This window comes from Streptomyces seoulensis (assembly GCF_004328625.1).
Classification (GTDB): Bacteria; Actinomycetota; Actinomycetes; order Streptomycetales; family Streptomycetaceae; genus Streptomyces; species Streptomyces seoulensis.
Genome location: NZ_CP032229.1, coordinates 1,334,251 through 1,359,716 on the forward strand (window position 1 = coordinate 1,334,251; position 25,466 = coordinate 1,359,716).

A 25,466-nucleotide genomic window follows, 5' to 3' on the forward strand; every position below is an offset into this window, starting at 1 on the left:
GGCGTACGGAGGGGTGACCGGCCGGCCGCCGGAAACTCATCGGCGCCCGGCCTCCTCACCACCCCGCGAGTCCCTCCCGCACCGCCGCCAGGTCCGCGTCCGAGGCCAGGCCCGCGTGGTACAGCCGCAGCTCGTTCGCCCCCTCGTCCCGTGCGCGTGCCGCGTCCGCCGCGAGGGCCGACGGGTTTCCGCCCATGCCGGAGACCACCGTCAGGTTGGCCGCCAGAACCGCCCCCTCCCCCGCGTGCCCTGCGAAGGGTGCCAGACGGTGTGTGCCGTCCACACAGGGGACGACCACACCGTCCGCCCGAGAGAGTATGTGCGCCGGGTCCACCCCCGCGTTCGCCCCGCAGTGATAGGACACCGGGTCCACGTGCAGCAGGACCCGGAACCCCTCGGGAGCGGCCCCGCGCACCGCCGCGACGGCCTCCTCCTGGAGCGAGCCGGCCACCGACTCGCGCCACGCCCGCGTGGCCGCCGCCGTCTCCACGCCGAGCCCCCGCTCCACGTACTCCCAGCCACCGTCCCCGGCCCCCCGCCACACCGGCTCCAGCGCGGCCCGGACACCGGCGGCCAGCTCGTCCGGGTCCAGGCCGTACCCCTCCGCGCAGGCCGGGCAGAAGCACAGCGACATCAGGTACTGCCCCGCCTCCCCCAGCGCCACCCCGCCCGTCTTGTCGTGGGCGTGCAGATGCGCGAGGCCGTACCAGCCGAGGGACTCCAGTTCGGTGCCGGTGGCGCCGGGGCGGACGGCGGCCTCGGCGGCGAGCGCGGTGAGGTAGGCACGGACCCGGGGCTGGGCGATGCAGGGGGCCCACGGGTAGCGGTCGCCGTAGGCGTTGACGACGGAGGTCTCCGGATGCTCGGCGCCCATACGGGAGTTGTGCGCGAGGACGACCCAACTGTGCACCTCCAGACCGGCGGAGGCGAACGCGGAGGCCGCCTCGCCGAAGGCGTCACCGGGCGCCCAGTCACCGGCCGGGTGGGGCCGGAGGTCACGGCCGGCCCAGAAGCCGCCGGGGGGATACAGCACCGCCGCGTACTCGGCCGTGACGATCCGGTGGCGGGGATGACGCGGGGTCAGCGCACGCGTGGAGTGGTAGGCGGCCGCCAGCGTCACCTGCGCGACCCCCAGCGAGGCGATCCGGGCCGGGGCCTCGGGGTCTCCGTTGACGTCCCAGGGGTAGACGAACGCCGACGCCCGCACGTGTTCCTCCTCCGGCGGCCCGACCGCACCACCAGGCAGCAGGCTGACCGGCGTCCGCATGTGTGAACGCTACGAGCCCCCGCCGGACCGGTCAAGGTCACGCGCACCCCGTATCCACCAGCCGATTGACCGCATCCCGCAACCCACTTGACCCACCCCGACCCCCTCTTTAACTTCACCAAGTATGTGAACGAGCCCCGACCGGCCGGACCACGCGAGGAGACCCCACATGCCCGCCCCCCGCCCCCTCCTGCTCACCGGCGCCGCAGGCGGCCTGGGCACCCTGATGCGCTCCCTGCTCCCGGCCCACGGCTACGACCTCCGCCTCCTCGACGCCCGCCCGGTCCCCGACGCCCCGGACGCCGTCACCGCCGACCTCGCCGACCTGGACGCCCTGCGCGCGGCGGTACGCGGTACGGACGCGGTGCTGCACCTGGCCGGCATCTCCCTGGAAGCCCCGTTCGAGAAGATCCTGAAGGCCAACATCGAGGGCACGTACCACCTTTACGAGGCCGCCCGCCTCGAAGGCGTCCGCCGCGTGGTCTTCGCCTCCTCCAACCACGCGGTCGGCGACACCCCCGTACCGGCACCGGGCGCCCCCCGCATCCCGGTGGACACCCCGCACCGCCCGGACACCTTCTACGGCCTCTCCAAGTGCTTCGGCGAGGACCTGGCCCAGCTCTACTGGGACCGGCACGGCATCGAGACCGTCTCCGTCCGCATCGGCTCCTGCTTCCCGGAGCCGACCAGCGTGCGGATGCTCTCGATCTGGCTGAGCCCCGCCGACGCGGCCCGCCTCTTCCACGCGGCCCTGACCGCCGAGGACGTGGGTCACACCGTGGTGTACGGCTCCTCCGCCAACACCCGCCTGTGGTGGGACCTCACCTCCGCCCGCGCCCTCGGCTACACCCCCGAGGACGACTCCGAGCCGTACGCCGCGCGGCTCATCGCCGAGCAGGGCGAGCTGGACCCCGCGAACCCGGCCCACGACCGCCTCGGCGGCCACTTCCTCACCGACCCGCCGATCTGGCCGCACTGACCCCGGCACCGGCGGCCCCACGGCCGAAAACGATCGCGGGCGGGCACCAAACGGGCTCGCTCGCGGTCATGTTCGGGCACACGCAGCGCCCGCTCCCACCCCGGACCCCGCTGCCGCCCAGGTCCGAGGCGGGCGCGGCGGGAGGTGACCGGGCACACACGGGCAGGATCGGGCATCGAACAGACCTGGTCAGCGCCGCGCGTCCGCTGTAGAACTTCCCCCAGGGCCCGAACGGGCATCCCAGCGGGCATCTCGATGACGAGAGCGGGTGACGACTTGAACACCAGGACGGCCGAGGAACGCCAGCGCGAGATCGTGCGCGCGGCGCGGGCCACCGGTTCCGTCGACGTCACCGCGCTCGCCGACGAGCTGGGCGTGGCCAAGGAGACCATCCGGCGGGACCTGCGCGCGCTGGAGGACCACGGACTGGTCCGCCGCACGCACGGCGGCGCCTACCCGGTGGAGAGCGCCGCCTTCGAGACCACGCTCGCCTTCCGCGCCACCAGCCACGTCCCCGAGAAGCGCAGGATCGCGGCCGCCGCGGCCGAGCTGCTGGGGGACGCGGAGACGGTCTTCGTCGACGAGGGCTTCACCCCCCAGCTCATCGCCGAGGCCCTGCCGACCGGCCGGGCGCTGACCGTGGTGACCGCCTCGCTGCCCGTCGCGGGCGCCCTGGCGGAGGCCGAGAACGTGTCGGTCCTGCTGCTGGGCGGCCGGGTGCGGGCGGGCACGCTCGCCACGGTCGACCACTGGACGACCAAGATGCTGGCCGGCTTCGTGGTGGACCTCGCCTACCTCGGCGCCAACGGCATCTCCCGCGAACACGGCCTGACCACGCCCGACCCCGCCGTCAGCGAGGTCAAGGCGCAGGCCATCCGGGCCGCCCGGCGCACGGTCTTCGCCGGGGTGCACACCAAGTTCGGCGCCGTGAGCTTCTGCCGGTTCGCGGAGGTCGGCGCGGTGGACGCGATCGTCACGAGCACCCAGCTCCCGGCGGCCGAGGCCCACCGCTACTCCCTCCTGGGGCCACAGGTCATCCGGGTCTGACACCGCACGGCACCACACGGCTTTCCGCACCACCCACTCCCCCCGAGGGCATCCGTACGCACGGTCATGCCCTTCTGTCCCCATATATCCAGGAGCGATCCATGCGCACCCCGAGCCGACGGAGGCCGCGAACCACATTCGCCATGGCCGCCGCAGGGACGCTGCTCGCCCCGCTTCTCTCCGGCTGCTGGGCCGGCGCGGGCGGGACCGGTTCCGGCGGCGATTCCATCAACGTACTGATGGTCAACAACCCGCAGATGACCGAGTTGCAGAAGCTGACCCGCGCCCACTTCACCAAGGAGACGGGCATCAAGGTCAACTTCACCGTGCTGCCCGAGAACGACGTCCGCGACAAGATCAGCCAGGACTTCGCCAACCAGGCCGGCCAGTACGACGTGGCCACGCTGTCCAACTACGAGATCCCGATCTACGCCCGCAACGGCTGGCTGCAGAACATGGACGGCTATGTGGCGAAGGACCACGGGTACGACGAGCAGGATGTGCTCAAGCCCATGCGCCAGTCGCTGACCGGCGACGACGGCAAGCTGTACGGGCAGCCGTTCTACGGCGAGTCGTCGTTCCTGATGTACCGCAAGGACGTCTTCGCGGCCAAGGGCCTGAAGATGCCCGCGCATCCGACCTGGCAGCAGGTGGCCGGCCTCGCCGCGAAGGCGGACGGCGCCGGGCCCGGCATGAAGGGCATCTGTCTGCGCGGCCTGCCCGGCTGGGGCGAGGTCATGGCGCCGCTGACCACGGTGGTGAACACCTTCGGCGGCACCTGGTTCGACAAGGACTGGAAGGCCCGGCTGGACTCCCCCGAGTTCAAGAAGGCCGTCAACTTCTATGTGGACCTGGTCCGCGAGCACGGCGAGTCCGGCGCCGCCCAGTCCGGCTTCGCGGAGTGCCTGAACAACATGACCCAGGGCAAGACCGCCATGTGGTACGACGCCACCTCCGCGGCCGGACTCCTGGAGGGCAAGGGCTCACCCGTCAAGGGCAAGCTCGGCTACGCCCCCGCCCCGGTGGAGAGGACCAAGTCCTCCGGCTGGCTGTACACCTGGGCCTGGGGCATCCAGCACGCCTCCCGCAACCCCGACAAGGCGTGGAAGTTCGTCTCCTGGGCCTCCAGCAAGCAGTACGAGCAGCTGGTCGGCGACACCAGCGGCTGGGCGAACGCGCCGGCGGGCAAGCGCGCCTCCACGTACACCGACCCGGAGTACCGCAAGGAGGCCGCCTCCTTCCAGGAGATGACCAAGGAGGCCATCGAGAACGCCCGGCCCACCGACCCCGGCGTGCAGCCGCGCCCCGCGCCCGGCATCCAGTTCGTCGGCATCCCCGAGTTCACCGACCTCGGCACCAAGGTGTCCCAGCAGATCAGCGCGGCCATCGCCGGCCGCCAGTCGGTCGACTCGGCCCTGCGCAAGTCCCAGCAGCTCGCCGAGCAGATCTCCAAGGAGTACGAGGGACGATGACAGCGACGACAACGGCCCCGCCCGCGGCCGCCTCCGCCCCCGCCCTCCGGCGCCCCCCGGCCCGACTGCGCGCCTGGGCCACCCGCGCCCCGCTCCTGCCCGCCCTGGTCTTCATGATCGTCGTGACCCAGCTGCCCTTCGTGGCCACGCTGGTGATCTCGTTCTTCGACTGGAACGCGCTCTACCCCAAGGCCCGCCGCTTCACCTGGTTCGACAACTACCAGCAGGTGCTCACCGACGCCGATCTGCGCCACTCGGTGTGGGTGACCGTGCTGCTCACCGCCTCCGTGGTGATCGCCAGCCTGGTCCTGGGACTGGCGCTCGCGCTGCTGCTGGACCGGAAGTTCAAGGGCCGGGGTGTGGTCCGCACCCTGCTGATCGCCCCGTTCCTGGTGGTCCCGGTGGCCGCCGCCCTGCTCTGGAAGCATGTGCTCTACAACCCGGAGTACGGTCTTCTCAATGGGTTGCTGCACTATGTGGGCGGCCCACAGCCGGACTGGGTCTCGAACACCCCGCTGCTCGCGGTGGAGGCTTCGCTGGTGTGGCAGTGGACGCCGTTCATGATGCTGATCCTGCTGGCCGGCCTGCAGAGCCGGGACCAGCAGCAGATCGAGGCCGCCCGGGTGGACGGGGCGAGCGACTGGCAGATCTTCCGCCACCTCACCCTCCCGCACCTGCGCCGCTACCTGGAACTGGGCGCCCTGCTGGGTTCCATCTACATCGTGCAGAACTTCGACGCGGTGTTCACCCTCACCTCCGGCGGCCTCGGCACCGCGAACCTGCCGTACACCGTCTACCAGAGCTTCTACCAGGCCCATGAGAACGGCCTCGCCTCGGCGGCGGGTGTCCTCGTCGTCATCGGCTCCATCATCATCGCCACCTTCGCGCTGCGCGTGGTGTCGTCCCTGTTCCGCGAGGAGGTGTCCCGATGAGCTCCACCACCGCCACCCCCGCGCGGCGTACCGGCCGAGGCGGGCGCAGTCTGGGTCTGGTGGCCTGGCTGGCCGGCATCGTCTTCTTCCTGCCCATCGCCTGGATGGTGCTGACCTCGTTCCACTCCGAGGCGGACGCGGCCACCAACCCGCCGTCCTTCGCCGCGCCGCTCACCCTGGACGGCTACCGCGAGTTCTTCGGCGCGGCCGGCGGCGCCAGCCCCTGGCCCGCGCTGATCAACTCCACGGTCGCCTCGCTGGCCTCCACCCTGTTCGTGCTGGTGCTGGCCCTCCCGGCGGCGTACGCGCTCTCCATCCGGCCGGTGAAGAAGTGGACCGACGTCCTGTTCTTCTTCCTCTCCACCAAGATGCTCCCGGCCGTGGCGGGGCTGCTGCCGCTGTACCTGTTCGCGAAGAACGCCGGGATGCTGGACAACATCTGGCTGCTGGTCGTCCTCTACACCTCGATGAACCTGCCGATCGCGGTGTGGATGATGCAGTCCTTCCTCGCCGAGGTGCCGGTCGCCGTCATCGAGGCCGCGCGGGTGGACGGGGCGCCGCTGCCGGTGATCCTGGCCCGCGTGGTCGCGCCGATCGCGCTGCCCGGTATCGCGGCCACCTCGCTGATCTGCTTCATCTTCAGCTGGAACGAGCTGCTGTTCGCCCGGGTGCTGACCGGGGTGGTCGCGGAGACCGCGCCCGTCTTCCTGACCGGCTTCATCACCAGCCAGGGGCTGTTCCTGGCCAAGGTGTGCGCCGCGTCGCTCGTCGTCTCCCTGCCGGTACTCGCCGCGGGGTTCGCCGCCCAGGACAAGCTGGTCCAGGGCCTGTCGTTGGGAGCCGTGAAATGAAGGCCGCCGTCATCGAGTCCGTGGGCCGCGCCGTCGTCACCGAGGTCCCCGACCCGACCCCGGGCCCGCGCGACGTGGTCGTGGAGGTCGCCGCGTGCGGGATCTGCGGTACCGATCTGCACATCCTTCAGGGCGAGTTCGCGCCCAAGCTGCCGATCGTGCCGGGGCACGAGTTCGCCGGCCAGGTGGTCGGGATCGGCAGCCAGGTCACCGAGGTCGCGGTCGGCGACCAGGTCGCGGTGGACCCGTCCCTGTACTGCTACGAGTGCCGCTTCTGCCGTGACGGCCACAACAACATGTGCGAGCGCTGGGCCGCGATCGGCGTGACCACGGCGGGCGGTGCCGCCCAGTACGCGGTCGCGCCCGTGGCCAACTGCGTCAAGCTGCCCGAGCACGTACGCCCCCAGGACGCGGCGCTCATCGAGCCGCTGTCCTGCGCGGTGCGCGGCTACGACATCCTCAACTCCCGCCTCGGCGCCCATGTCCTGATCTACGGCTCCGGCACCATGGGCCTGATGATGCTGGAGCTGGCCAAGCGCACGGGCGCGGCGAGCGTGGACATGGTCGACATCAACCCGGCCCGGCTGGAGACGGCCAAGCTGCTCGGGGTCTCGGGCTCCGCGGCCGACGCGGACGAGCTGGACCGGCCGCAGGGCTGGGAGATCGTGATCGACGCGACCGGCAACGCGGCGGCCATCCAGGACGGCCTGGGCCGGGTGGCCAAGGCGGGCACGTATCTCCAGTTCGGCGTGGCCGACTACGCGACGCGGGTGACGATCGACCCGTACCGCATCTACAACCAGGAGATCACCATCACCGGCTCCATGGCGGTGCTGCACAGCTACGAGCGGGCGGCGGAGCTGTTCGCGGGCGGGGTGCTGAACCCGGACGTGTTCATCAGCGACCGGATCGCGCTGGACAACTACCCGCAGGCGCTGGAGCAGTTCGCGGCGGGCGTCGGCCGCAAGATCGTCGTGACTCCCTGAGTCGTGCTTTCCCGGCGCCCTGACCCGAACGGGGGTCTCGGCGCCGGGTAAGGGAACGGCAAAGTGGGCTCGTTCGTTCACCCGGCATGACCGCTATGACCCCTGGCTCCAACGTCCCGCTGCCGTCCGCCCGTGTGACGGTGGACGTGGCCGCACCGGTGCGGCTCGACGTGTCGGGCCTGCTGCTCACCGCCGACGGCAAGGTGCGCTCCGACGACGACTTCATCTTCTACAACCAGCCGGCCGGGCCCGGCGTGACCTACCGCTCCGGCGGCGGGTCCGCGCCGGACTCGATCACGGTCGACACCGGCGCGGTGCCGCCGGACATCGAGAAGATCGTCGTCACCGCGAGCCCGGACGCGGCGGGCCAGACCTTCCAGGGCATCGAGCCGACGGCCACGATCCGGGACGCGGACGGCGGCGCGGTCGTCGCCTCCTTCACCCCGCCCGGCCTCGGCGCCGAGACGGCCCTGGTGGTCGTGGAGATCTACCGGCGCAACGGCCAGTGGAAGGCCCGCGCGGTGGGCCAGGGGTACGCGAACGGGCTGGCGGGCATCGCGACGGACTTCGGCGTGACGGTGGAGGAACCGGCCGCCCAGCCGGCACCGGCGCCTCAGCAGCCCGTCTCCGCGCCCCCCGTCCCCCGGACGCCCCCGGCTCCCCAGGCACCCCCGGCCCCGGTCCCCGGCGCGGGCAAGATCAACCTGGACAAGGGCCGGGTGAGCCTCCAGAAGAACCAGACGGTGTCCCTGGTCAAGGGCGGCGCCCCCCTCCTGTCCCGCGTCCAGATGGGCCTCGGCTGGGAGCCCGCCTACCGGGGCAAGGACATCGACCTCGACGCCTCGGTCATCGCCTACGGCTCCCAGCGCAACGCCGTCGACAGCTGCTACTTCGGCAAGCTGTCCATCCTGAACGGCGCCATCAAGCACTCCGGCGACAACCTCACCGGCGAGGGCGGCGGAGACGACGAGGTCATCATGGTCGACCTCGGCCGCATCCCCCCGGAGGTCACCGGCCTGGTCTTCACCGTCAACTCCTTCTCCGGCCAGAAGTTCACCGAGGTCGCCAAGGCATACTGCCGCCTCGTCGATCCCGCCTCCGGCGAAGAACTCGTCCGCTTCGACCTGACCTCGGCCGAGCCCCAAACCGGCGTCCTCATGGCCAAGCTCGTCCGCCAGTACTCCGGCGAATGGGACATGACCGCCCTCGGCGACTTCGTAAAGGCCCGCACGGTGAGGAACATGGTGAAGCCGGGGGGCGAAGCCCTCTGACCGAGGTCTGGAACGTTCGGCCGGGGTCCGTCACCGAGACCCCGGCCGGACACCGAACCACTGCTCGGCGCCGTACGCCTCGAACCGCTGCGCCTCGGTGAACCCGAGCCTCTCCGCGAGGCGCAGCGACCGGGCGTTGCCGCTCTGCGTGGTGAGGACCACGGGCTCACCGGGCAGCACACCGGCCAGCCACTCCAGTACGGCTCCGCACGCCTCGGTCGCGTAGCCGCTCCCCCACGCCTCGGGCAGGAACATGTAGCCGAGCTCGACCTCCCCGCCTTCGGGACGCACGCGCTCCGGCGCCTCCGCGTCGCGCCGGACCAGCGTCACCGTGCCGATCATCGCCCCGTCCCGCTCGACCACGAAGCTGCCGGACCGCCGGGCCGGCACCTCGGGGGCGGTGCGCTCCGCCTCCGCACGCGGGCGGGCGCCGCCGATGTGGGTGCCCACCTCGGGCGAGGTGAAAAGCTCGATGAAGGCGGGACGGTCGCGCCCCTCGGACTCCCGCAGAACGAGCCGCTCGGTCCGTATCGGGGCGGGTGGCCAGGCGACGCTTCCGAGTCCGTTCATGGCGGGCAACTTATCGCGGGACGAGTGCTTCGTAGCGGGACAGCAGGTTCGCCGTGGTCTCCGCGTCCGCCGCGAGCAGCGGTGGTCGTACCGGGCCCGCTGGGAGGTTCAGGGTGTTGAGCAGGGCCTTCACCGTTACCGTGCCCGGCAGGTCCGAGGCCATCAGGGTCTCGATCAACGGGGTTACGCGGGACTGGAGTTCGGCGGCGAGGGCTGTGTCGCCCGCGTCGAAGGCCGCCAGGATGGCCGCCACCTCTCCCGGCGCCACGTTCGCGATCGTGCTCACGCAGCCCGCCGCGCCTGTCGCGTACAGCGGGAGGATGTGTTCGTCGCAGCCCGCGTAGTACGCCAACTCCGTCGCGGCCAGCACCTGCTGGGTGGCGAGGAAGTCGTAGGAGCAGTCCTTGACGGCGATGACGCGGGGGTGTTCCGCCAGGCGGATGATCGTGGCGGGGGTGAGGCGGGTGCCGGTGCGGCCCGGGATGTCGTAGAGCATCAGGGGGAGGCCGCTCGCGTCCGCGACCTGGCGGAAGTGGGCCTCGACGGCGGCCTGTTGGGGGCGGCTGTAGTACGGGGTGACGACGAGGGCCGCGTCGGCGCCCGCCTTCTCGGCGGCGAGGGTGAGTTCGACGGTGTGCCGGGTGTCCGCCGTGCCGACACCCGCGACCAGCGGGACGGCGGGGCCCACCGCGGAGCGGACCGCCGCGATCAGCTCCCGCTTCTCCGCGTCGGTGGTGGTCGGCGACTCGCCCGTGGTGCCGTTCAGGACCAGCCCGTCGCAGCCCCCGGCCACCAGACGGGTGGCCAGGCGGGCCGCCCCGTCCACGTCGAGCGCGCCGGCCGGCGTGAACGGGGTGACCATCGCGCAGAGCGTGCGGCCGAAGGGTGCGTTCCGTTGCCTCATGGTCGTAGTCTCGGCACCACGACCGTGAAGCTCCACTTAAATCTGCTACGAGATGCGGCTGAGCAGACCTGAAGAATCAGGGGCGGAAGCGCAGCACCTGCGGGTCGTGGTCGCTGATCTGGTCGTGGAACTCCGAGTTGATGTGCACGCTGTCGTAGTCGAACGACCCGCGCCGGATCGACTTGCTGATCAGGATCTGGTCGAGCACCTGCGCGTTGCCCTGGTAGTCGTAGGTGTAACGCTCGCTGCGCGGCAGCGACTTGATCGCCGACCAGAGCTGCCCGTCACCCTCCAGGGTCTTCGCGGTGTCGGAGAACTCGAAGTCGTTCATGTCCCCGAGCGCGATGACCTCCGCGTCCTTCTGGACGCCGAGCAGGGACTTGACGAAGGTGTTGACCTCCGTCGCCTGCGCGTGCCGCTGCGTCTCCGAGCTGCGGACGACCGGCTGGTACTGCCCGGTCAACGCCTGGTCGCCGCCCTTGGAGTTGAGGTGGTTGGCGATCACGAAGACCGTCCGGCCCTTGAACACGAACTCCCCGGCCAGCGGCTTGCGGCTGTTGGCCCAGGCCGCGTTCGCGGGGTCGATCCGGCCGGGGGACACGGTCAGCCGGGCCTTGCCGTTCTCCTTCGCGACGCCGACCGCCGTGGTGGAGTCGCCGCCGGGGCGGTCGGTGAAGGAGACCCGCTCGGGGTTGAAGAGGAACACCTGCCGGATGTTGCCGCCCGGCTCCCCGCCGTCCTGCTTGTCGACGGGGTCGATGGAGCGCCAGTCGTAGCGCGGACCGCCCGCGGCCACGATCGCGTCGATCAGCTTGTCGACGGTCGCGGACGCGCCGACCGTACCGTCGTCGGTGGCGCCGTTGTCGTCCTGGATCTCCTCCAGGGACACGATGTCGGGCGAGCGCAGGTTGTTCACGATCGCGGACGCGTGCGCGTCGAAGGTCTTGTCGGACGGGTCGAGGTTCTCGACGTTGTACGTCGCCACCGCCAGCTCGCCGGACGCCTGCTTGCGCGTGGTCTCCCGCTCCAGGCCGCCGCTCTCCAGCGTGCCCAGCGCGCTCGCCACCAGGGTGTAGCCGCCGAACTGGTTGAAGTCCAGCGGGCCGGTGGTGGTGCCGGCGAGGGTGTCGCCGACGTTCGCCTGCGGGAAGTCCGCCGTCGCGCCGAGGGACTGGACCTGGAGGCGCCCGGTGTTCTGCGCGTCGTAGGAACCGTACAGGGTGCCGCCCCGCTCGGTGCGGTGCTCCTTGGGCTTCACGGTGACCCACAGCTCGCTGTACGGGTCGGTGCCGGTGACCACGCGCGCGTCGCTGACCTGGACGTTCATGCCCTCCAGCGACTCGTAGTAGTCGAGGGCGTAGGTCTTGGGGTCGAGCGGCAGGGCGTTGATGGAGTTGTTCGCGGCCGGGTCGCCCGCCGGGGCGTATCGTTCCGGCACCGCGCGCTTGGTGATCACGACCGGGGCCGGGACCGGGTTGCCGGTGGAGACGGTGGTGACGACCGGCTTGGTGATCTCGGTGACCGACTGGTTGCCCGAGGCGGTGCCGCCGGGGACGTACTCCGAGACGGTGCCGGAGACGGTCACCGAGTCGCCGACCGCGGCCTTCGGCGTGGAGCTGGTGAAGACGAAGACGCCCTCGCTGGTGGCGGGGTCGGCGTCGGGGTTCGGGTCCTGGAGCCAGAAGCCCTTGGACGAACCGTAGGTGCGGACGGCGGTGACCACGCCGGGTACGTCGGCGACCTGCTTGCCGGCGTACGGCGAGAGGCGGGTGGTGCCCTGGATGTCGTGGACGCGCACCGAGTCGGCGTGCGCGGGCGAGGTGGCGACGACGGCGGACGCGGCGCCGCACACGGCGGCGACGGTGAGCGCGGCGAGACGCGCGGAAGTCCTGCTCGGCAAGGGGATTTCCTCCGGGAACGTGACGGAACGCCGGGACGGGAACACACAGCAGCGTGCGGGGCTCGTCGCCCTCAGTGACACGCGTAGAGCCGAGTGAACAGTCGTTCCCCCACCTCTACGCGCGTCAATCTCCTGCCTGACGGCTGGAGTTGTCAAGGTTTCGGCCACGTACGAGGGGCGTCGGCGACCGGAACCGGGCGGTGCGCGGGCAAAGCCGTCTAGGCTGAGGGGTTGAGTGCTTTCCCGGTCCTAGGAGAACCAGCCGATGTCAGACAGCTCCCCCCTGCCGCCCGTACGGCTGCGCCCCGAAGCGGAGCTGGCGCGTGCCGCGCTGTCCACCCCGCTGCTCTCCCGCGCCGCCCGGCTCGCCCGCTGGGCGGGCCCCGAGACCCGCGTCGACGGGGGCGGGAGCCTGGTCGAGGAGCAGGTGCCCGCGGCCGCCGAACTGCTCGGACTGACCGGTGACCACGCCGCCGCGGACGCCGCCGAGGCGTGGGGCGTGGCGGTGGACACCGGCCTGGTCGAGATCACCGACGAGGAGGCCGGGACCGTGGCCCCGGGCGCGGACCTCGCCCTGCTGACCGGCGCCCCGCACGACGTGCTGACCATCTGGCTGGCCGCGCTGGACACGGTGGTCGCGGACGCCGGGGTGCCGGACCTGGAGGGGCTGGCCGCCGCTCTGGAGGAGGGCGGCGAGATCGATTTCTCGACGTTCGACTGGGACCCCGAGGGCGAGGCGGAGCTGCTCGACGGCGTGCTCGGCAACCTCTATCTGCTGACCGTGGGTGAGGACGGACCCGGCGAGAGCCCGGTGCCGCTGCCCGCGCTGGCCGCCTCCACCATCGTCCCCGACGATCTGGAGGAGCCCAGCAACGACGTCCTGGAGCAGGTCTCCGACGCGATGATGAAGCTGGACGACCAGTTCCGGCTGCTGGAGCCGATCGGCCTGGTCGAATACCAGCCGGTCGACGAGGAGCTGATGGCCGGCGCGGAGGAGGAGCCCGCCGAGCCGGTCGACGAGGACGACATCGCCCGCTACGGCATGGTCCGGCTGACCCCGCTCGGGCTGTACGGTCTGCGCGCGCGGCTGCTGGAGGCCGGCTTCGAGGCGCCGGCCGTGGGCGAGCTGGCCGACAAGGGCGCGGACGCGCTGCTGGACGGCACCGCCTCCTACGGGGAGTTCGCGGCGCGCGCGGAGACCGAGCAGTGGCTCGGCCGGCGTGAACCGCTGTCCGCCGCGCGGGAGTTGCTCGCGGCGGCGCGTGGTGCGGACGCCGGGGCGCCGCTGCGGCGGCTGCGCTGCCAGCAGGCGCTGTCCCTGGTCGGCGAGGCGGCCGAGCCCGCGCTGCGGGAGGTGCTGGACGACCCCGAGCTGGGCGGCCTGGCCCGGGTCTGGCTGAGCGAGCGGGGCGCGTCCGACGTGCCCCCGCCCTCGGAGGACCTGGTGTTCTGGCTGACCGTGGACACGATCGCCGCGCAGCTCCAGGCCGAGGGCAACTCCGAGGAGCTGCAGGCGCTGGTGGAGGGGCTGGCCGAGCAGCACAGCGGGTTCTTCTCGGCCGCCTGGCGGGTGGAGCACCCGGCGACGGCCGACGTGCTGGAGGCGATGGGCCGGCTGCACCCCGACAAGCGGGTGGCCAAGGAGGCGCGGAAGGCGGCGTTCAAGGCGAGGTCGCAGCAGCAGGGCAACTGAGCCCCTGGGGTGTACGGGCAGCGGTGTCCTGGCCGCGGTGCGGTGTTCAACTGCCGTTCAGCGGAGGGCGGGAGTGTGTCGGCCGAACGAGGCCCCGCCACCCTCGCCCTCCGCCACGGGCATCGAGACCGTCACAGGAGACACCATGTCACTCACCCGCAGGGACTTCGCCAGGTCGACGGCGGTCACCGGTGCCGGGGTCGTGCTCGCGGGCAGCGTCGGCGCCCTCGCCACCGCCCCGCAGGCCCTGGCCGCCACGGACCTCGACGGCGCCCAGGACGCGCACGGCCACCCCGGCATCGGGTACGGCCCGCTGCACCCCGACCCGGACGGCCTTCTCGCGCTCCCTGCGGGCTTCTCGTACCGGGTGGTGACGTACAGCGGCCGTACGCGGCTGGAGTCGGGCGAGCCGACCCCGTCGAACCACGACGGTACGGCCGCCTTCGCCGGTCCGCGCGGTGCCGTGCTGCTGGTGAACAACCATGAGCTGAAGGGGCCGCGCGCCAACTGGGAACACCCGGTGCCGCTGGCCGAGGGGCTGGTGTACGACCCGGCGGCCTCGGGTGGCTGCACGGTGGTGGAGGTCCGCCGGGACCATGTCGCCGAGTGGGTGGGCATCGCCGGTACCTCGACCAACTGCGCGGGCGGCAACACTCCTTGGGGTACCTGGCTGACCTGTGAGGAGACCGAGGACCGGGCCGGGCAGAACGGCATGACCAAGGACCACGGCTACGTCTTCGAGGTCGACCCCGCCGACCGTCGGGCCAACCGCGCGCCCAAGCCGCTCAAGGTGTTGGGCCGTTACGCGCACGAGGCGGTGGTGGCCGACCCGAAGCGGGGCCATCTCCTCCTCACCGAGGACGCGTCCGGTCCCAACGGCCTGTTCTACCGCTGGACTCCGCCGGAGGGCTTCCACCACGGCCGGGGCCGGCTGCGCAGCCTCGCGGACGACGCGGGCGTCCTCCAGGCGTTCCGCTGCTTCGACTCCGGCGGCCGCTTCGTGGACGACCTCTCGCGCGCGACGCGCACCGGCACGGTGTACGGCGTGGACTGGGTCGACGTCCCCGACCGGGACGCGGCGACGGTGCCGGTCCGCAAGCAGTTCACCGACGGCCAGGTGACGCGGGCCCGCAAGCTGGAGGGCATGTGGTGGGGCGACGGCGGGGTGTACGTCGTCTCGTCCTACGCCCGCGATGAGAGCCCGGTCCAGCACGACGGCCAGGTGTGGTTCTACGACCCCCGCCGCCGGACCCTGACCCTGAAGGTGCTGCTCGGCACCGGCGGCGCCTTCGACGGCCCCGACAACATCACCGTCTCCCCCTACGGGGGGCTGGTCATCGCCGAGGACGGCGAGGGCGCACAGCACCTCTTCGGCGCGACGGACGGGGGCCGTACGTACCCCATCGCCCGCAACGAGCTGAACCTCGGCACCGAGTCCGCCCCCGTCTACAGCGAGTTCACCGGCGTCACCTTCTCCCCCGACGGCCACACCCTCTTCGCCAACATCCAGGAACCGGGCATCATGCTGGCGATCACGGGCCCGTGGAAGCGGCAGCGCCGCGGCTAAACTCAGCGGGCACGCACCCCCGCCCGACAGAAAGCCCGGCCCATGCGGGCAGACGCCCGACGCAACCACGCCCGCCTCCTGACCGCCGCCGCCTCAGCCTTCGCCGAACACGGCGAGGGCGCATCCCTGGACGACATCGCGAAACGAGCGGGCGTCGGCTCGGGCACCCTCTACCGCCACTTCCCGACGCGGCGGGCGCTGCTGGAGGCGGCGTACGCGGCCCGCATCGACGCATTGGCCGAGCGCGGCGATGAGCTGTCGCGGTCCCTCCCACCGAGCGAGGCCCTGACGGAGTGGCTGCACGAGGTGTGCGTGGCGACGATCCAGGTCCGGGGCCTGAAGTCCCTGATGGGCTCAGCCGTTGCGGACGCCGACTCGACCCCGCTGACGGCCTGCGGCACGGTGGTCCGCACGACCGCGAAGCGGCTGGTCGAACAGGCACGGTCCGAGGGCGCCCTCCGCCCCGACCTGACCCCCGCCGACCTCCTCCGTCTGACCCACGGCATCGCCACGGCGGCGGAACTGGGCGGCGGGGAGAAGGACACCCGACGGTACCTGGACCTGCTGCTGGAGGGCCTGCGGCCGCTTTGCTGAGTGCGGTGCAGGTCAGGGTGATCAGCCGTGGACGGTCTGCTTCACACCGTCCTTGGTGGTGATGTCCACGGACATACGCCACCTCGTACCCTTGCCGACCTTCACGGTGACCGTGTCCGCGAATTCCCTGCCGTGCAGATCCTCAGCCTTGATACGGGCGCCGAACGTGGCGCTGTCGTTGCAGCCATCGACCTCGGCGCTGAGGCCGGTTCCGCTCGTGACGGTGAGACCGCCAGGCCCGAGACAGTCGTAACGGACGCCAAGTTCGGCGATCCGGTCAGCGGAAACAGGAAGCCTGACCGCCCCGGGCCCGAGCCGGCCCGGCGTCTTCTTCCCACTGTCAGGACGGTCCGGATCAGACACCAACACCGACGCCGACGCCGACGGACTACCGGCAGGAGCCGGCTTTCCCCCTCCGCCACACCCGGCGGCCAGAAGGACGACGACTGGCAGTACGGCCAGCCGCCTTCGTCCCGGTCGTGATTGTCTGCCGGAAAAACCGTAGCCCTTGGTCATCGGGCGATTCCCCCTCGGTTTTCTTTGGTCGACAACGGCCTCTACGGCCGCCGGGGAGAGACGCTAGCGCCGACCTCCACCTCTATTCGCACGGTTGAGCGAAACATGAGGTCCGGAGCGGGATCGAGTCGATTTTCTGAAGGGGTGCGCACGCACGAGCGCCCTCCCGCGCCTTGTGTGGGCGGAAGGGCGCTCAGAGCGGACTTGGGGTCAGTTGTGGCTGTGCAGGATGTCGTTCAGGCCGCCCCATACCGCGTTGTTCGGACGGGCCTCCACCGCTCCCGTCACCGAGTTGCGGCGGAAGAGGATGTTGGAGGCGCCGGAGAGGTCGCGGGCCTTGATGATCTGGCCGTCGGGCATCGTCACGCGGGTGCCTGCCGTGACGTACAACCCCGCCTCGACCACGCACTCGTCGCCCAGCGCGATGCCCACGCCCGCCTCCGCGCCGACGAGGCAGCGCTCGCCGATGGCGATGATGACGTTGCCGCCGCCGGAGAGGGTGCCCATGGTGGAGGCGCCGCCGCCGATGTCGGAGCCGTCGCCGACCACGACGCCGGCGGAGATGCGGCCCTCGACCATGGAGGTGCCCAGCGTGCCGGCGTTGAAGTTGACGAAGCCCTCGTGCATGACCGTGGTGCCCTCGGAGAGGTGCGCGCCGAGGCGGACCCGGTCGGCGTCGGCGATGCGGACGCCCTTGGGGGCGACGTAGTCCGTCATGCGGGGGAACTTGTCGATCGAGGTGACCTGGAGGTGCAGACCGTCCGCGCGCGCGTTCAGCCGGACCTTCTCGATGTCGTCCACCGCGACCGGGCCGAGCGAGGTCCAGGCGACGTTGGCGAGGTGGCCGAAGATCCCGTCCAGGCTCTGGCCGTGCGGCTTGACCAGGCGGTGCGAGAGCAGGTGCAGCCGCAGGTAGACGTCGTGCGCGTCGAGCGGCTTCTCGTCCAGCGAGGCGATGACCGTACGGACCGCGACCACCTCGACGCCACGCCGGGCGTCCGGGCCGAGCGCGGAGACCGCGTTGTCACCCAGGAATTCGGCGGCCCGGTCGGCCGAAAGCCGCTCGCTGCCGGAGGGACCCGGCTCGGCGACCAGCTCCGGCGCCGGGAACCAGGTGTCGAGAACGGTGCCGTCGGCGGCGATCGTGGCGAGGCCGGCGGCGACGGCGCCGGTGGTACGGGAAGCAGTGTCGGTCATGCGGAAAACCTAACGTGGGAGCGGGGTGGGGGCCTAACCGGTGCCTGACAGGTGCGGCGCGCCGGGTACGCGAAGGCGGCGATGCCCGAGGGCACCGCCGCCTCACGTCGGAAAACCGAGCCTCAGACGTTGAACCCCAGCGCCCGCAGCTGCTCGCGGCCGTCGTCGGTGATCTTGTCGGGGCCCCACGGGGGCATCCAGACCCAGTTGATGCGCAGTTCGCTGACCAGGCCGTCGGTGACGGACTTGGCCTGGTCCTCGATGACGTCCGTCAGCGGGCAAGCCGCGGAGGTCAGCGTCATGTCGATCGTGGCGATGTTCGCGTCGTCGACGTGAATGCCGTAGATCAGACCGAGGTTGACGACGTCGATGCCCAGCTCGGGGTCGACGACGTCCATCAGGGCCTCGCGGAGTTCTTCCTCCGAGACCGGTTTCATCTCAGCGGTGTCGGTCATGCCGTCTTCCTTTCGGCGTCCGCGCCGGCCTCGCCAAGGGCCTGGGCCGTCGCGTCCTTCCACGCCATCCAGCTCAGGAGGGCGCACTTGACCCGCGCGGGGTACTTGGAGACACCGGCGAACGCGACCGCGTCCTCCAGCACCTCCTCCATCGCGTCGTCGGGCTCGATCCGGCCCTTGGACTGCATCAGCTCCAGGAAGGTCTCCTGGATCTTCTGCGCCTCGGGCAGGTCCTTGCCCACCAGCAGTTCGTTCAGTACGGACGCCGAGGCCTGGCTGATGGAACAGCCCTGGCCCTCGTACGAGACGTCCGCGATCTTCGTACCGTCGTACCGCACCCGGAGGGTGATCTCGTCGCCGCACGTCGGGTTCACGTGGTGCACCTCGGCGTCGCCATCCCTCAGACCACGCCCGTGCGGGTTCTTGTAGTGGTCCAGGATGACTTCCTGGTACATCGAGTCCAGCTTCACGGTGTCAGCCCACGCCTCTCAGCCGAAGAAGTTCCGTACGTGCTCCAGCCCGTCGACCAGTGCGTCGATCTCGCCGGGCGTGGAGTACAGATAGAACGACGCCCGGGTGGTCGCCGGAATTCCGTACCGCAGGCAGACCGGCCGCGCGCAGTGGTGGCCGACGCGCACCGCGATGCCCTGCTCGTCGAGGACCTGGCCCACGTCGTGCGGGTGGATGTCGCCGAGCGTGAAGGAGATCGCCGCGCCGCGGTCCTCGGCCGTGGAGGGGCCGATGATGCGCAGGTCGGGGACCTCGCCGAGCCGCTTCACCGCGTACTCGGTGAGCGCGTGCTCGTGGGCGAGGACCTTGTCCATGCCGATCGAGTTCAGGTAGTCGATGGCCGCGCCGAGACCGACCGCCTGGGCGATCGGCGGGGTGCCCGCCTCGAACTTGTGCGGGGCCGGCGCGTAGGTCGAGGAGTGCATCGACACCGTCTCGATCATCTCGCCGCCGCCGAGGAACGGGGGCAGGTCCTCCAGGAGTTCCTGGCGGCCCCAGAGCACCCCGATGCCGGTCGGACCGCACATCTTGTGGCCGGTGAAGGCCACGAAGTCGGCGCCGAGCGCCTGTACGTCCAGCGGCATGTGCGGCGCGGCCTGCGAGGCGTCGATGCAGACCAGCGCGCCGACCTCCTGGGCGCGGCGCACGATCGCCTCGACCGGGTTGACCGTGCCCAGGATGTTGGAGACCAGCACGAAGGAGACGATCTTCGTCTTCTCGGTGATGATCTCGTCCAGGTTGGACAGGTCGAGCCGGCCGTCGTCGGTGAGGCCGAACCACTTCAGCTTCGCGCCGGTGCGCTGCGCGAGCAGCTGCCACGGCACGATGTTGGAGTGGTGCTCCATCTCCGTGATGACGATCTCGGTCTCGTGGTCGACCCGGTAGGGCTCGTCGGCCCAGCCCAGCATGTTGGCCACGAGGTTGAGCGACTCGGAGGCGTTCTTGGTGAAGATCACCTCGTCGCGGCTGGGCGCGTTGATGAAGTCGGCGACCTTGTCACGCGCGCCCTCGTACAGCGCCGTGGCCTCCTCGGCGAGGACATGCACGCCGCGGTGGACGTTGGCGTTGTAGCGCTCGTAGTACTCGCTCAGGGCGTCCAGCACCTGGCGCGGCTTCTGCGAGGTCGCCGCGTTGTCCAGGTACACGAGCTTGCGCCCGTCGTGGACCTCGCGGCCCAGGATGGGGAAGTCCTTGCGGATCGCCTCGGTGTCGAGGAGGCCCGGCAGCTCTGTCACGCGGATACGCCACCCTTCGTGTACGCCTCGTAGCCCTCGTTCTCCAGCTTGTCGGCAAGCTCCGGACCGCCGGACTCGACGATGCGGCCGCCGGAGAACACGTGGACGAAGTCCGGCTTGATGTAGCGCAGGATGCGCGTGTAGTGCGTGATCAGCAGGGTGCCGGTCTCGCCGCTCTCGCGGACGCGGTTGACGCCCTCGGAGACGATGCGCAGGGCGTCCACGTCGAGGCCGGAGTCGGTCTCGTCGAGGATGGCGACCTGCGGCTTGAGCAGTTCGAGCTGGAGGATCTCGTGGCGCTTCTTCTCACCGCCGGAGAAGCCCTCGTTGACGTTGCGCTCGGCGAAGGAGGGGTCCATGTGGAGCCGCTCCATGTTCTCCTTGACCTCCTTCACCCAGGTACGCAGCTTGGGGGCCTCGCCGCGGATGGCGGTGGCGGAGGTGCGCAGGAAGTTGGAGACGGAGACGCCGGGGACCTCGACCGGGTACTGCATGGCGAGGAAGAGGCCGGCGCGGGCGCGCTCGTCGACCGACATGGCGAGGACGTCCTCGCCGTCGAGGGTGACGGTGCCGCCGGTGATCGTGTACTTCGGGTGACCCGCGAGCGAGTAGGCGAGGGTCGACTTGCCCGAGCCGTTGGGGCCCATGATGGCGTGCGTCTCGCCCTGCTTCACGGTGAGGTCGACGCCCTTGAGGATCTCCTTCGTGGCGTTGTCGGCCTCGACGGTGACGTGCAGGTCTCGGATTTCAAGCGTTGCCATGGGTGCCTCAGGACTCCTGGGTGAGGGAGACGAGCACGTCGTCCCCTTCGATCTTTACGGGGTATACGGGGACGGGGCGCGTCGCGGGCGGGCCGGACGGCTTGCCGCTGCGGAGGTCGAAGCAGGAGCCGTGCAGCCAGCACTCGATCTGCCCGTCCTCCACTTCTCCCTCGGAGAGGGAGACGTTCGCGTGCGAGCAGATGTCGTAGATCGCGTACACCTCGCCCTCGGTCTTCACGACCGAGACCGGCGTGCCGTCGAGTTCCACCCGCTTGGGGGTGTCCTCCGACAGTTCGCTCAGTCCGCAGGCGCGCTGGAAGGTCGTCGTCATGCGACCGCGGCCTCCAGCTCCTCCTCGATCTTGACGAGCAGGCGCTCCTCGATGTCGGGGACACCGATCTGCTGGACCAGCTCGGCGAAGAAGCCCCGGACCACCAGGCGGCGGGCCTCGTGCTCCGGGATGCCGCGGGCCATCAGGTAGAAGAGCTGCTCGTCGTCGAAGCGGCCGGTGGTGGAGGCGTGGCCGGCGCCGACGATCTCGCCCGTCTCGATCTCCAGGTTGGGGACCGAGTCGACGCGGGAGCCGTCGGTGAGCACCAGGTTGCGGTTCATCTCGTAGGTGTCGGTGCCCTCGGCCTTGGCCTCGATGAGCACGTCACCGATCCAGACCGCGTGCGCGCCCTCGCCCTGGAGCGCGCCCTTGTAGATGACGTGCGACCGGCAGTGCGGGGTGTTGTGGTCGACCAGGAGGCGGTGCTCCTGGTGCTGGCCGGCGTCGGTGAGGTACAGGCCGAACAGCTCGGCCTCGCCGCCGGGGCCCGCGTAGCTGACGCGCGGGTGCAGGCGGACGACGTCGCCGCCGAAGGTGACGACCACGGACTTGAAGGAGGCGTCGCGGCCGACCAGCGCGTTGTGCTGGGCCACGTGCACGGCCTTGTCGTCCCAGTCCTGGACGGAGACGACGGTCAGCTTGGCGCCGTCGCCGAGCACGTAGTCGACGTTGGCGGCGAGCACCGCGTCACCGGTGTGGTCGATGACGACGAGCGCCTCGGCGAAGGCGCCCAGCTCGATCACCTGGTGGCCGTAGGCGGTGCCGCCCTCGCCGTGCACCGCGATGCGGATCGGCTCGGTGAGGACGGTCTCCTTGGGCACGGTGACGACCGACGCCTGCTCGAAGGCGGAGTACGCCTGCGCGGCGACGCGGTCGACCGGGGTGCCCGCCTTGCCGAGCCGGGCGTCGTCACGGCCGACGTTCTCGACGGTGACGCCCTCGGGGGCCTCGACGACGACCTTCAGGCCCTCGCCGGTGGCGACGGCGGTGCCGTCGTGCAGGCCGCGCAGCCGCTCCAGCGGAGTGAACCGCCACTCCTCCTCCCGGCCGTGCGGGACGGGGAAGTCCGCGACGTCGTAGGAGGGGGGCGCGCTCATGCGCGTGGCGACGGTCGACTCCGCGGCGACCGCGATCGAGCCCGCGGTGGTGGACCCCACGGGGATGTTCTGCTCAGCCATGGCTGTCGGGGTGCTCGCTTTCTGGTGCGTGTGTGGCGTGCGGGGGGTACGGGCGGGTCAGCCGACCGCGCCCTCCATCTGCAGCTCGATCAGCCGGTTGAGCTCCAGCGCGTACTCCATCGGCAGCTCCTTGGCGATCGGCTCGACGAAGCCGCGCACGATCATCGCCATCGCCTCGTCCTCGGAGAGGCCGCGGCTCATCAGGTAGAAGAGCTGGTCCTCGGAGACCTTGGAGACGGTCGCCTCGTGGCCCATGGAGACGTCGTCCTCGCGGACGTCGACGTAGGGGTAGGTGTCCGAGCGGGAGATCGTGTCGACGAGCAGCGCGTCGCACAGCACGTTGGACTTCGATCCTGCCGCGCCCTCGCCGATCTCGATGAGACCGCGGTAGGAGGTACGGCCGCCGCCGCGCGCCACCGACTTCGAGACGATGTTGGACGACGTGTTGGGCGCCATGTGGACCATCTTGGCGCCGGCGTCCTGGTGCTGGCCCTCGCCCGCGAAGGCGATGGAGAGGGTCTCGCCCTTGGCGTGCTCGCCCATCAGGTAGACGGCCGGGTACTTCATGGTCACCTTGGAGCCGATGTTGCCGTCGACCCACTCCATGGTGGCGCCCTCGTAGGCGACGGCGCGCTTGGTGACCAGGTTGTAGACGTTGTTCGACCAGTTCTGGATGGTCGTGTAACGGCAGCGGGCGCCCTTCTTGACGATGATCTCGACGACCGCGGAGTGCAGCGAGTCCGACTTGTAGATCGGCGCGGTGCAGCCCTCGACGTAGTGGACGTAGGCGTCCTCGTCGACGATGATCAGCGTCCGCTCGAACTGGCCCATGTTCTCGGTGTTGATCCGGAAGTAGGCCTGGAGCGGGATCTCCACGTGCACGCCCTTCGGCACGTAGATGAAGGAGCCGCCGGACCACACGGCCGTGTTCAGCGAGGCGAACTTGTTGTCACCGACGGGGATGACGGTGCCGAAGTACTCCTTGAACAGCTCGGGGTGCTCGCGCAGCGCGGTGTCGGTGTCCAGGAAGATGACGCCCTGCTCCTCCAGGTCCTCGCGGATCTGGTGGTAGACGACCTCCGACTCGTACTGGGCGGCGACACCGGCGACGAGGCGCTGCTTCTCGGCCTCCGGGATGCCCAGCTTGTCGTAGGTGTTCTTGATGTCCTCGGGCAGGTCCTCCCAGGACTCCGCCTGCTTCTCCGTGGAGCGCACGAAGTACTTGATGTTGTCGAAGTCGATGCCCGAGAGGTCCGAGCCCCAGTTGGGCATGGGCTTCTTCTCGAACAGCTTCAGACCCTTGAGGCGGAGCTTGGTCATCCACTCCGGCTCGGACTTCTTGTCCGAGATGTCGCGGACGACGGCCTCGTTCAGGCCGCGCTTGGCCGAGGCGCCGGCTACGTCGGAGTCGGCCCAGCCGTATTCGTACTTGCCCAGACCCTCGAGTTCGGGGTGGGCAGTCTCCGTGGGGAGCGTCATGCGGGGTTCCTCCCGGCCGTGCTTGCGTGGTGGCTCTGATCGGACTTGTCGGTCGTGTCAGTCTTGGAAATCTTGGGGATGAACGTCGTGCAGACGCCGTCGCCGTGCGCGATGGTCGCCAGTCGCTGGACGTGGGTTCCCAGCAGCTCGGCGAAGAACTCGGTCTCCGCCTCGCAGAGCTGGGGGAACTGCTCGGCGACGTGCGCGACCGGACAGTGGTGCTGGCAGAGCTGCTCACCCTGTTGCGGGAGGGGTGCACTGCGTGCCGTAGCAGCGTACCCGTCCACGGTCAAGGCCCTGGCGAGGGCCTCGGCGCGGCGCTCGGGCTCGACTCCCTCGACGGCCGCGCGGTAGGTGGCGGCCTGGGCCGCGATGCGGGCGCGGGCGAAGGCGGCGACGGCCTCGTCCCCGCCCTCGCGCTCGGCGATCCAGCGCAGGGCGTCGGCGGCGAGCTGGTCGTAGGACTGGTCGAAGGCGTCCCGGCCGCAGGCGGTCAGGGCGAAGACCTTCGCGGGGCGGCCGCGGGTACGGGCTCCGTACACCCGCTGCTCGCGTGCCTGCACGATGTCGTCGGCGGCCAGCGCGTCCAGGTGGCGGCGTACGGCGGCCTGGGTGAGGCCCAGCCGGCCGGCCAGTTCGGCGACGGTCGACGGGCCGTGGTCCAGGATGGACCGCGCGACCCGGTTGCGCGTCGAACGCTCACCGGTCGCTAGCTCTTCCTGGGGCCCCGTGGGGGTCTCCCGAGCCTCGCCGACGTTTTTCACAACGCTATTGTTGCGTAATTCCTCGGGGCCTGACAAGCCGGGCCGGGAGCGGGCGACGGTGCCCTGCGTCACTTAGGCACACCTAACCTGACCTGCGGAAATGATCTCCTGGGCCTCGTTCGCGACCCCCCTCACCAGGCAAAACCGCTGGCGCCCGGACCCTCCGCCGGGCAGACTCCGCGCCATGCCGACCCCCGTCCCGACAGGCCCCCTGGTCACGCGTGTCACCGTCGCCCGACAGCTGGCCGAGCTGGGTGTCGAGCCCGGCGAGACCCTGCTCGCGCACTCCTCGCTGAGTTCCCTCGGCTGGGTGAACGGCGGCGCGGTCGCCGTCGTCCAGGGCCTGCTCGACGCCCTCGGCCCGGACGGCACCCTGGTCGTCCCCACCCAGTCCGCCGACCTCTCCGACCCCGCGCTGTGGCGGGCGCCCCCGGTACCGCCCGAGTGGTGGGAGACGGTACGGGCCACCATGCCGGTCTACGACCCCCGGACCACCCCCTCGCGCGGGGTCGGGGTGATACCGGAGACCGTGCGCACCTGGCCCGGCGCCCTGCGCAGCGCCCATCCGCAGACCTCCTTCGCCGCGCTCGGCCCGCGCGCCGCCGAGATCACCCACGGCCACGCCCCGGACTGCCGGCTCGGTGAGCGAAGCCCCCTGGCCCGGCTGGAGCGCCTCGGCGCCCGGGTGCTGCTGCTGGGCGCGGGCTACGACGCCTGCACCAGCTTCCACCTGGCCGAATACCGGATACCCGCGCCGTATGTGGAGGTCGGGCGGCCCGGCCCCGGCGGCTGGGAGACGGTGACCGAGGTGTCCATCACCTCCGACCGCTTCGACGAGCTGGGCCATGACTTCGAGCGGGACCGGCCGGTCCTGCGGGGCCGCATCGGCGCGACCGACGCCCGGCTGTTCCCGGTCGCGGACGCGGTGGCCTACGCCGAGCGCTGGCTCCCGCTGCACCGCCCCCGCGAAGCCGGATTCCAGCACCCCCGCGCCTGAGCCCCGCCGC

The 25,466-nt window shown here is 70.9% G+C and carries 25 protein-coding genes; 11 read left to right on the forward strand and 14 right to left on the reverse strand.

The window, feature by feature from the left end; all coding sequences use genetic code 11:
• Positions 1-55: 55 nt before the first annotated feature.
• Positions 56-1,207: a hypothetical protein gene (locus tag D0Z67_RS06320; RefSeq protein WP_031182036.1), complete on the reverse strand. Its 1,152-nt coding sequence runs from the start codon at positions 1,205-1,207 to the stop codon at positions 56-58.
• 229 nt (positions 1,208-1,436) lie between these two features.
• Between D0Z67_RS06320 and D0Z67_RS06325 the strand changes: the two genes are divergently transcribed.
• The 7 genes from D0Z67_RS06325 to D0Z67_RS06355 all read left to right on the forward strand — a co-directional run bounded on the left by D0Z67_RS06325 (position 1,437) and on the right by D0Z67_RS06355 (position 8,805).
• Positions 1,437-2,246 carry an NAD-dependent epimerase/dehydratase family protein gene (locus tag D0Z67_RS06325; RefSeq protein WP_031182035.1) on the forward strand — a complete coding sequence of 270 codons (810 nt, stop codon included), beginning with the start codon at positions 1,437-1,439 and terminating at the stop codon, positions 2,244-2,246.
• A 255-nt stretch (positions 2,247-2,501) separates the two neighbouring features.
• Positions 2,502-3,293: a DeoR/GlpR family DNA-binding transcription regulator gene (locus D0Z67_RS06330; protein WP_031182034.1), complete on the forward strand. Its 792-nt coding sequence runs from the start codon at positions 2,502-2,504 to the stop codon at positions 3,291-3,293.
• Between the two features lie 101 nt (positions 3,294-3,394).
• Complete coding sequence (locus D0Z67_RS06335) at positions 3,395-4,765, forward strand: ABC transporter substrate-binding protein (protein WP_031182033.1); 1,371 nt, start codon at positions 3,395-3,397, stop codon at positions 4,763-4,765.
• Positions 4,762-5,697 carry a carbohydrate ABC transporter permease gene (locus D0Z67_RS06340; RefSeq protein WP_031182032.1) on the forward strand — a complete coding sequence of 312 codons (936 nt, stop codon included), beginning with the start codon at positions 4,762-4,764 and terminating at the stop codon, positions 5,695-5,697. The genes D0Z67_RS06335 and D0Z67_RS06340 overlap by 4 nt, the downstream gene beginning before the upstream one ends.
• Positions 5,694-6,548 (forward strand): carbohydrate ABC transporter permease, encoded by an 855-nt coding sequence (locus tag D0Z67_RS06345; protein ID WP_031182031.1) that lies wholly within the window; start codon positions 5,694-5,696, stop codon positions 6,546-6,548. The genes D0Z67_RS06340 and D0Z67_RS06345 overlap by 4 nt, the downstream gene beginning before the upstream one ends.
• Complete coding sequence (locus D0Z67_RS06350; RefSeq protein ID WP_031182030.1) at positions 6,545-7,534, forward strand: zinc-dependent alcohol dehydrogenase family protein; 990 nt, start codon at positions 6,545-6,547, stop codon at positions 7,532-7,534. Before D0Z67_RS06345 ends, D0Z67_RS06350 begins: the two co-directional genes overlap by 4 nt.
• Positions 7,535-7,629: 95 nt before the next feature.
• A complete protein-coding gene (locus D0Z67_RS06355) occupies positions 7,630-8,805 on the forward strand; it encodes a TerD family protein (RefSeq protein ID WP_031182029.1) in 1,176 nt (391 codons plus the stop codon).
• A 30-nt stretch (positions 8,806-8,835) separates the two neighbouring features.
• On the opposite strand, the gene D0Z67_RS06360 is transcribed toward D0Z67_RS06355, so the two are convergent.
• The 3 genes from D0Z67_RS06360 to D0Z67_RS06370 all read right to left on the reverse strand — a co-directional run bounded on the left by D0Z67_RS06360 (position 8,836) and on the right by D0Z67_RS06370 (position 12,179).
• Positions 8,836-9,375, reverse strand: coding sequence for a GNAT family N-acetyltransferase (locus tag D0Z67_RS06360; RefSeq protein WP_031182028.1), 540 nt, complete (start codon positions 9,373-9,375; stop codon positions 8,836-8,838).
• A gap of 10 nt (positions 9,376-9,385) precedes the next feature.
• Positions 9,386-10,279, reverse strand: coding sequence for a 4-hydroxy-tetrahydrodipicolinate synthase (gene dapA, locus D0Z67_RS06365; RefSeq protein ID WP_031182027.1), 894 nt, complete (start codon positions 10,277-10,279; stop codon positions 9,386-9,388).
• Between the two features lie 76 nt (positions 10,280-10,355).
• Positions 10,356-12,179, reverse strand: a complete 1,824-nt coding sequence (locus D0Z67_RS06370) for an endonuclease/exonuclease/phosphatase family protein (RefSeq protein WP_031182026.1) — start codon at positions 12,177-12,179, stop codon at positions 10,356-10,358.
• Between the two features lie 265 nt (positions 12,180-12,444).
• Here D0Z67_RS06370 and D0Z67_RS06375 point away from each other — a divergent pair, with 265 nt between their 5' ends.
• From D0Z67_RS06375 to D0Z67_RS06385, 3 genes are all read left to right on the forward strand, one after another.
• Complete coding sequence (locus tag D0Z67_RS06375; protein WP_031182025.1) at positions 12,445-13,872, forward strand: hypothetical protein; 1,428 nt, start codon at positions 12,445-12,447, stop codon at positions 13,870-13,872.
• A gap of 145 nt (positions 13,873-14,017) precedes the next feature.
• Positions 14,018-15,439 carry an alkaline phosphatase PhoX gene (locus tag D0Z67_RS06380; protein ID WP_031182024.1) on the forward strand — a complete coding sequence of 474 codons (1,422 nt, stop codon included), beginning with the start codon at positions 14,018-14,020 and terminating at the stop codon, positions 15,437-15,439.
• A gap of 42 nt (positions 15,440-15,481) precedes the next feature.
• Complete coding sequence (locus D0Z67_RS06385) at positions 15,482-16,033, forward strand: TetR/AcrR family transcriptional regulator (RefSeq protein WP_031182023.1); 552 nt, start codon at positions 15,482-15,484, stop codon at positions 16,031-16,033.
• Between the two features lie 21 nt (positions 16,034-16,054).
• Here the strand turns inward: D0Z67_RS06385 and D0Z67_RS06390 are convergent, their stop codons facing one another.
• The 10 genes from D0Z67_RS06390 to D0Z67_RS06435 all read right to left on the reverse strand — a co-directional run bounded on the left by D0Z67_RS06390 (position 16,055) and on the right by D0Z67_RS06435 (position 24,459).
• Positions 16,055-16,549, reverse strand: coding sequence for a hypothetical protein (locus tag D0Z67_RS06390; protein ID WP_131589618.1), 495 nt, complete (start codon positions 16,547-16,549; stop codon positions 16,055-16,057).
• A 210-nt stretch (positions 16,550-16,759) separates the two neighbouring features.
• Complete coding sequence (gene dapD / locus D0Z67_RS06395; RefSeq protein ID WP_031182021.1) at positions 16,760-17,746, reverse strand: 2,3,4,5-tetrahydropyridine-2,6-dicarboxylate N-succinyltransferase; 987 nt, start codon at positions 17,744-17,746, stop codon at positions 16,760-16,762.
• A gap of 122 nt (positions 17,747-17,868) precedes the next feature.
• Entirely contained in the window at positions 17,869-18,201 is a 333-nt protein-coding gene (locus tag D0Z67_RS06400) for a metal-sulfur cluster assembly factor (protein ID WP_031182020.1), read from the reverse strand.
• Positions 18,198-18,671: a Fe-S cluster assembly sulfur transfer protein SufU gene (gene sufU / locus D0Z67_RS06405; protein ID WP_031182019.1), complete on the reverse strand. Its 474-nt coding sequence runs from the start codon at positions 18,669-18,671 to the stop codon at positions 18,198-18,200. Before sufU ends, D0Z67_RS06400 begins: the two co-directional genes overlap by 4 nt.
• An 18-nt stretch (positions 18,672-18,689) precedes the next feature.
• Entirely contained in the window at positions 18,690-19,946 is a 1,257-nt protein-coding gene (locus D0Z67_RS06410) for a cysteine desulfurase (RefSeq protein ID WP_031182018.1), read from the reverse strand.
• The gene (gene sufC, locus D0Z67_RS06415) at positions 19,943-20,707 is read right to left on the reverse strand and encodes a Fe-S cluster assembly ATPase SufC (protein ID WP_031182017.1); all 765 of its coding nucleotides are present in this window, start codon (positions 20,705-20,707) and stop codon (positions 19,943-19,945) included. Before sufC ends, D0Z67_RS06410 begins: the two co-directional genes overlap by 4 nt.
• A 7-nt stretch (positions 20,708-20,714) precedes the next feature.
• The gene (locus D0Z67_RS06420; protein WP_030815347.1) at positions 20,715-21,038 is read right to left on the reverse strand and encodes a non-heme iron oxygenase ferredoxin subunit; all 324 of its coding nucleotides are present in this window, start codon (positions 21,036-21,038) and stop codon (positions 20,715-20,717) included.
• On the reverse strand, positions 21,035-22,216 hold the full coding sequence (sufD, locus tag D0Z67_RS06425; protein WP_031182016.1) for a Fe-S cluster assembly protein SufD: 1,182 nt from the start codon (positions 22,214-22,216) through the stop codon (positions 21,035-21,037). Before sufD ends, D0Z67_RS06420 begins: the two co-directional genes overlap by 4 nt.
• Before the next feature lie 57 nt (positions 22,217-22,273).
• Positions 22,274-23,695, reverse strand: coding sequence for a Fe-S cluster assembly protein SufB (gene sufB, locus D0Z67_RS06430; protein WP_031182015.1), 1,422 nt, complete (start codon positions 23,693-23,695; stop codon positions 22,274-22,276).
• Positions 23,692-24,459 (reverse strand): helix-turn-helix transcriptional regulator, encoded by a 768-nt coding sequence (locus D0Z67_RS06435; protein ID WP_031182014.1) that lies wholly within the window; start codon positions 24,457-24,459, stop codon positions 23,692-23,694. The genes sufB and D0Z67_RS06435 overlap by 4 nt, the downstream gene beginning before the upstream one ends.
• 184 nt (positions 24,460-24,643) lie before the next feature.
• On the opposite strand from D0Z67_RS06435, the gene D0Z67_RS06440 reads away from it, so the two are divergent.
• A complete protein-coding gene (locus tag D0Z67_RS06440) occupies positions 24,644-25,456 on the forward strand; it encodes an AAC(3) family N-acetyltransferase (RefSeq protein WP_031182013.1) in 813 nt (270 codons plus the stop codon).
• Positions 25,457-25,466: the final 10 nt, after the last annotated feature.

Excerpts from the sequence above, each read along its gene's own strand:
- dapA (WP_031182027.1), bottom strand. The coding sequence starts at position 10,279 with ATGAGGCAACGGAACGCACCCTTCGGCCGCACGCTCTGCGCGATGGTC.
- D0Z67_RS06330 (WP_031182034.1), top strand. The coding sequence starts at position 2,502 with ATGACGAGAGCGGGTGACGACTTGAACACCAGGACGGCCGAGGAACGC.
- D0Z67_RS06355 (WP_031182029.1), top strand. The coding sequence starts at position 7,630 with ATGACCCCTGGCTCCAACGTCCCGCTGCCGTCCGCCCGTGTGACGGTG.
- sufD (WP_031182016.1), bottom strand. The coding sequence starts at position 22,216 with ATGGCTGAGCAGAACATCCCCGTGGGGTCCACCACCGCGGGCTCGATC.
- D0Z67_RS06345 (WP_031182031.1), top strand. The coding sequence starts at position 5,694 with ATGAGCTCCACCACCGCCACCCCCGCGCGGCGTACCGGCCGAGGCGGG.
- dapD (WP_031182021.1), bottom strand. The coding sequence starts at position 17,746 with ATGACCGACACTGCTTCCCGTACCACCGGCGCCGTCGCCGCCGGCCTC.
- D0Z67_RS06325 (WP_031182035.1), top strand. The coding sequence starts at position 1,437 with ATGCCCGCCCCCCGCCCCCTCCTGCTCACCGGCGCCGCAGGCGGCCTG.
- sufB (WP_031182015.1), bottom strand. The coding sequence starts at position 23,695 with ATGACGCTCCCCACGGAGACTGCCCACCCCGAACTCGAGGGTCTGGGC.
- D0Z67_RS06350 (WP_031182030.1), top strand. The coding sequence starts at position 6,545 with ATGAAGGCCGCCGTCATCGAGTCCGTGGGCCGCGCCGTCGTCACCGAG.
- D0Z67_RS06375 (WP_031182025.1), top strand. The coding sequence starts at position 12,445 with ATGTCAGACAGCTCCCCCCTGCCGCCCGTACGGCTGCGCCCCGAAGCG.
- D0Z67_RS06440 (WP_031182013.1), top strand. The coding sequence starts at position 24,644 with ATGCCGACCCCCGTCCCGACAGGCCCCCTGGTCACGCGTGTCACCGTC.
- D0Z67_RS06420 (WP_030815347.1), bottom strand. The coding sequence starts at position 21,038 with ATGACGACGACCTTCCAGCGCGCCTGCGGACTGAGCGAACTGTCGGAG.
- sufC (WP_031182017.1), bottom strand. The coding sequence starts at position 20,707 with ATGGCAACGCTTGAAATCCGAGACCTGCACGTCACCGTCGAGGCCGAC.
- D0Z67_RS06385 (WP_031182023.1), top strand. The coding sequence starts at position 15,482 with ATGCGGGCAGACGCCCGACGCAACCACGCCCGCCTCCTGACCGCCGCC.
- D0Z67_RS06335 (WP_031182033.1), top strand. The coding sequence starts at position 3,395 with ATGCGCACCCCGAGCCGACGGAGGCCGCGAACCACATTCGCCATGGCC.
- D0Z67_RS06380 (WP_031182024.1), top strand. The coding sequence starts at position 14,018 with ATGTCACTCACCCGCAGGGACTTCGCCAGGTCGACGGCGGTCACCGGT.
- D0Z67_RS06360 (WP_031182028.1), bottom strand. The coding sequence starts at position 9,375 with ATGAACGGACTCGGAAGCGTCGCCTGGCCACCCGCCCCGATACGGACC.
- D0Z67_RS06400 (WP_031182020.1), bottom strand. The coding sequence starts at position 18,201 with ATGACCGACACCGCTGAGATGAAACCGGTCTCGGAGGAAGAACTCCGC.
- D0Z67_RS06390 (WP_131589618.1), bottom strand. The coding sequence starts at position 16,549 with ATGACCAAGGGCTACGGTTTTTCCGGCAGACAATCACGACCGGGACGA.
- D0Z67_RS06340 (WP_031182032.1), top strand. The coding sequence starts at position 4,762 with ATGACAGCGACGACAACGGCCCCGCCCGCGGCCGCCTCCGCCCCCGCC.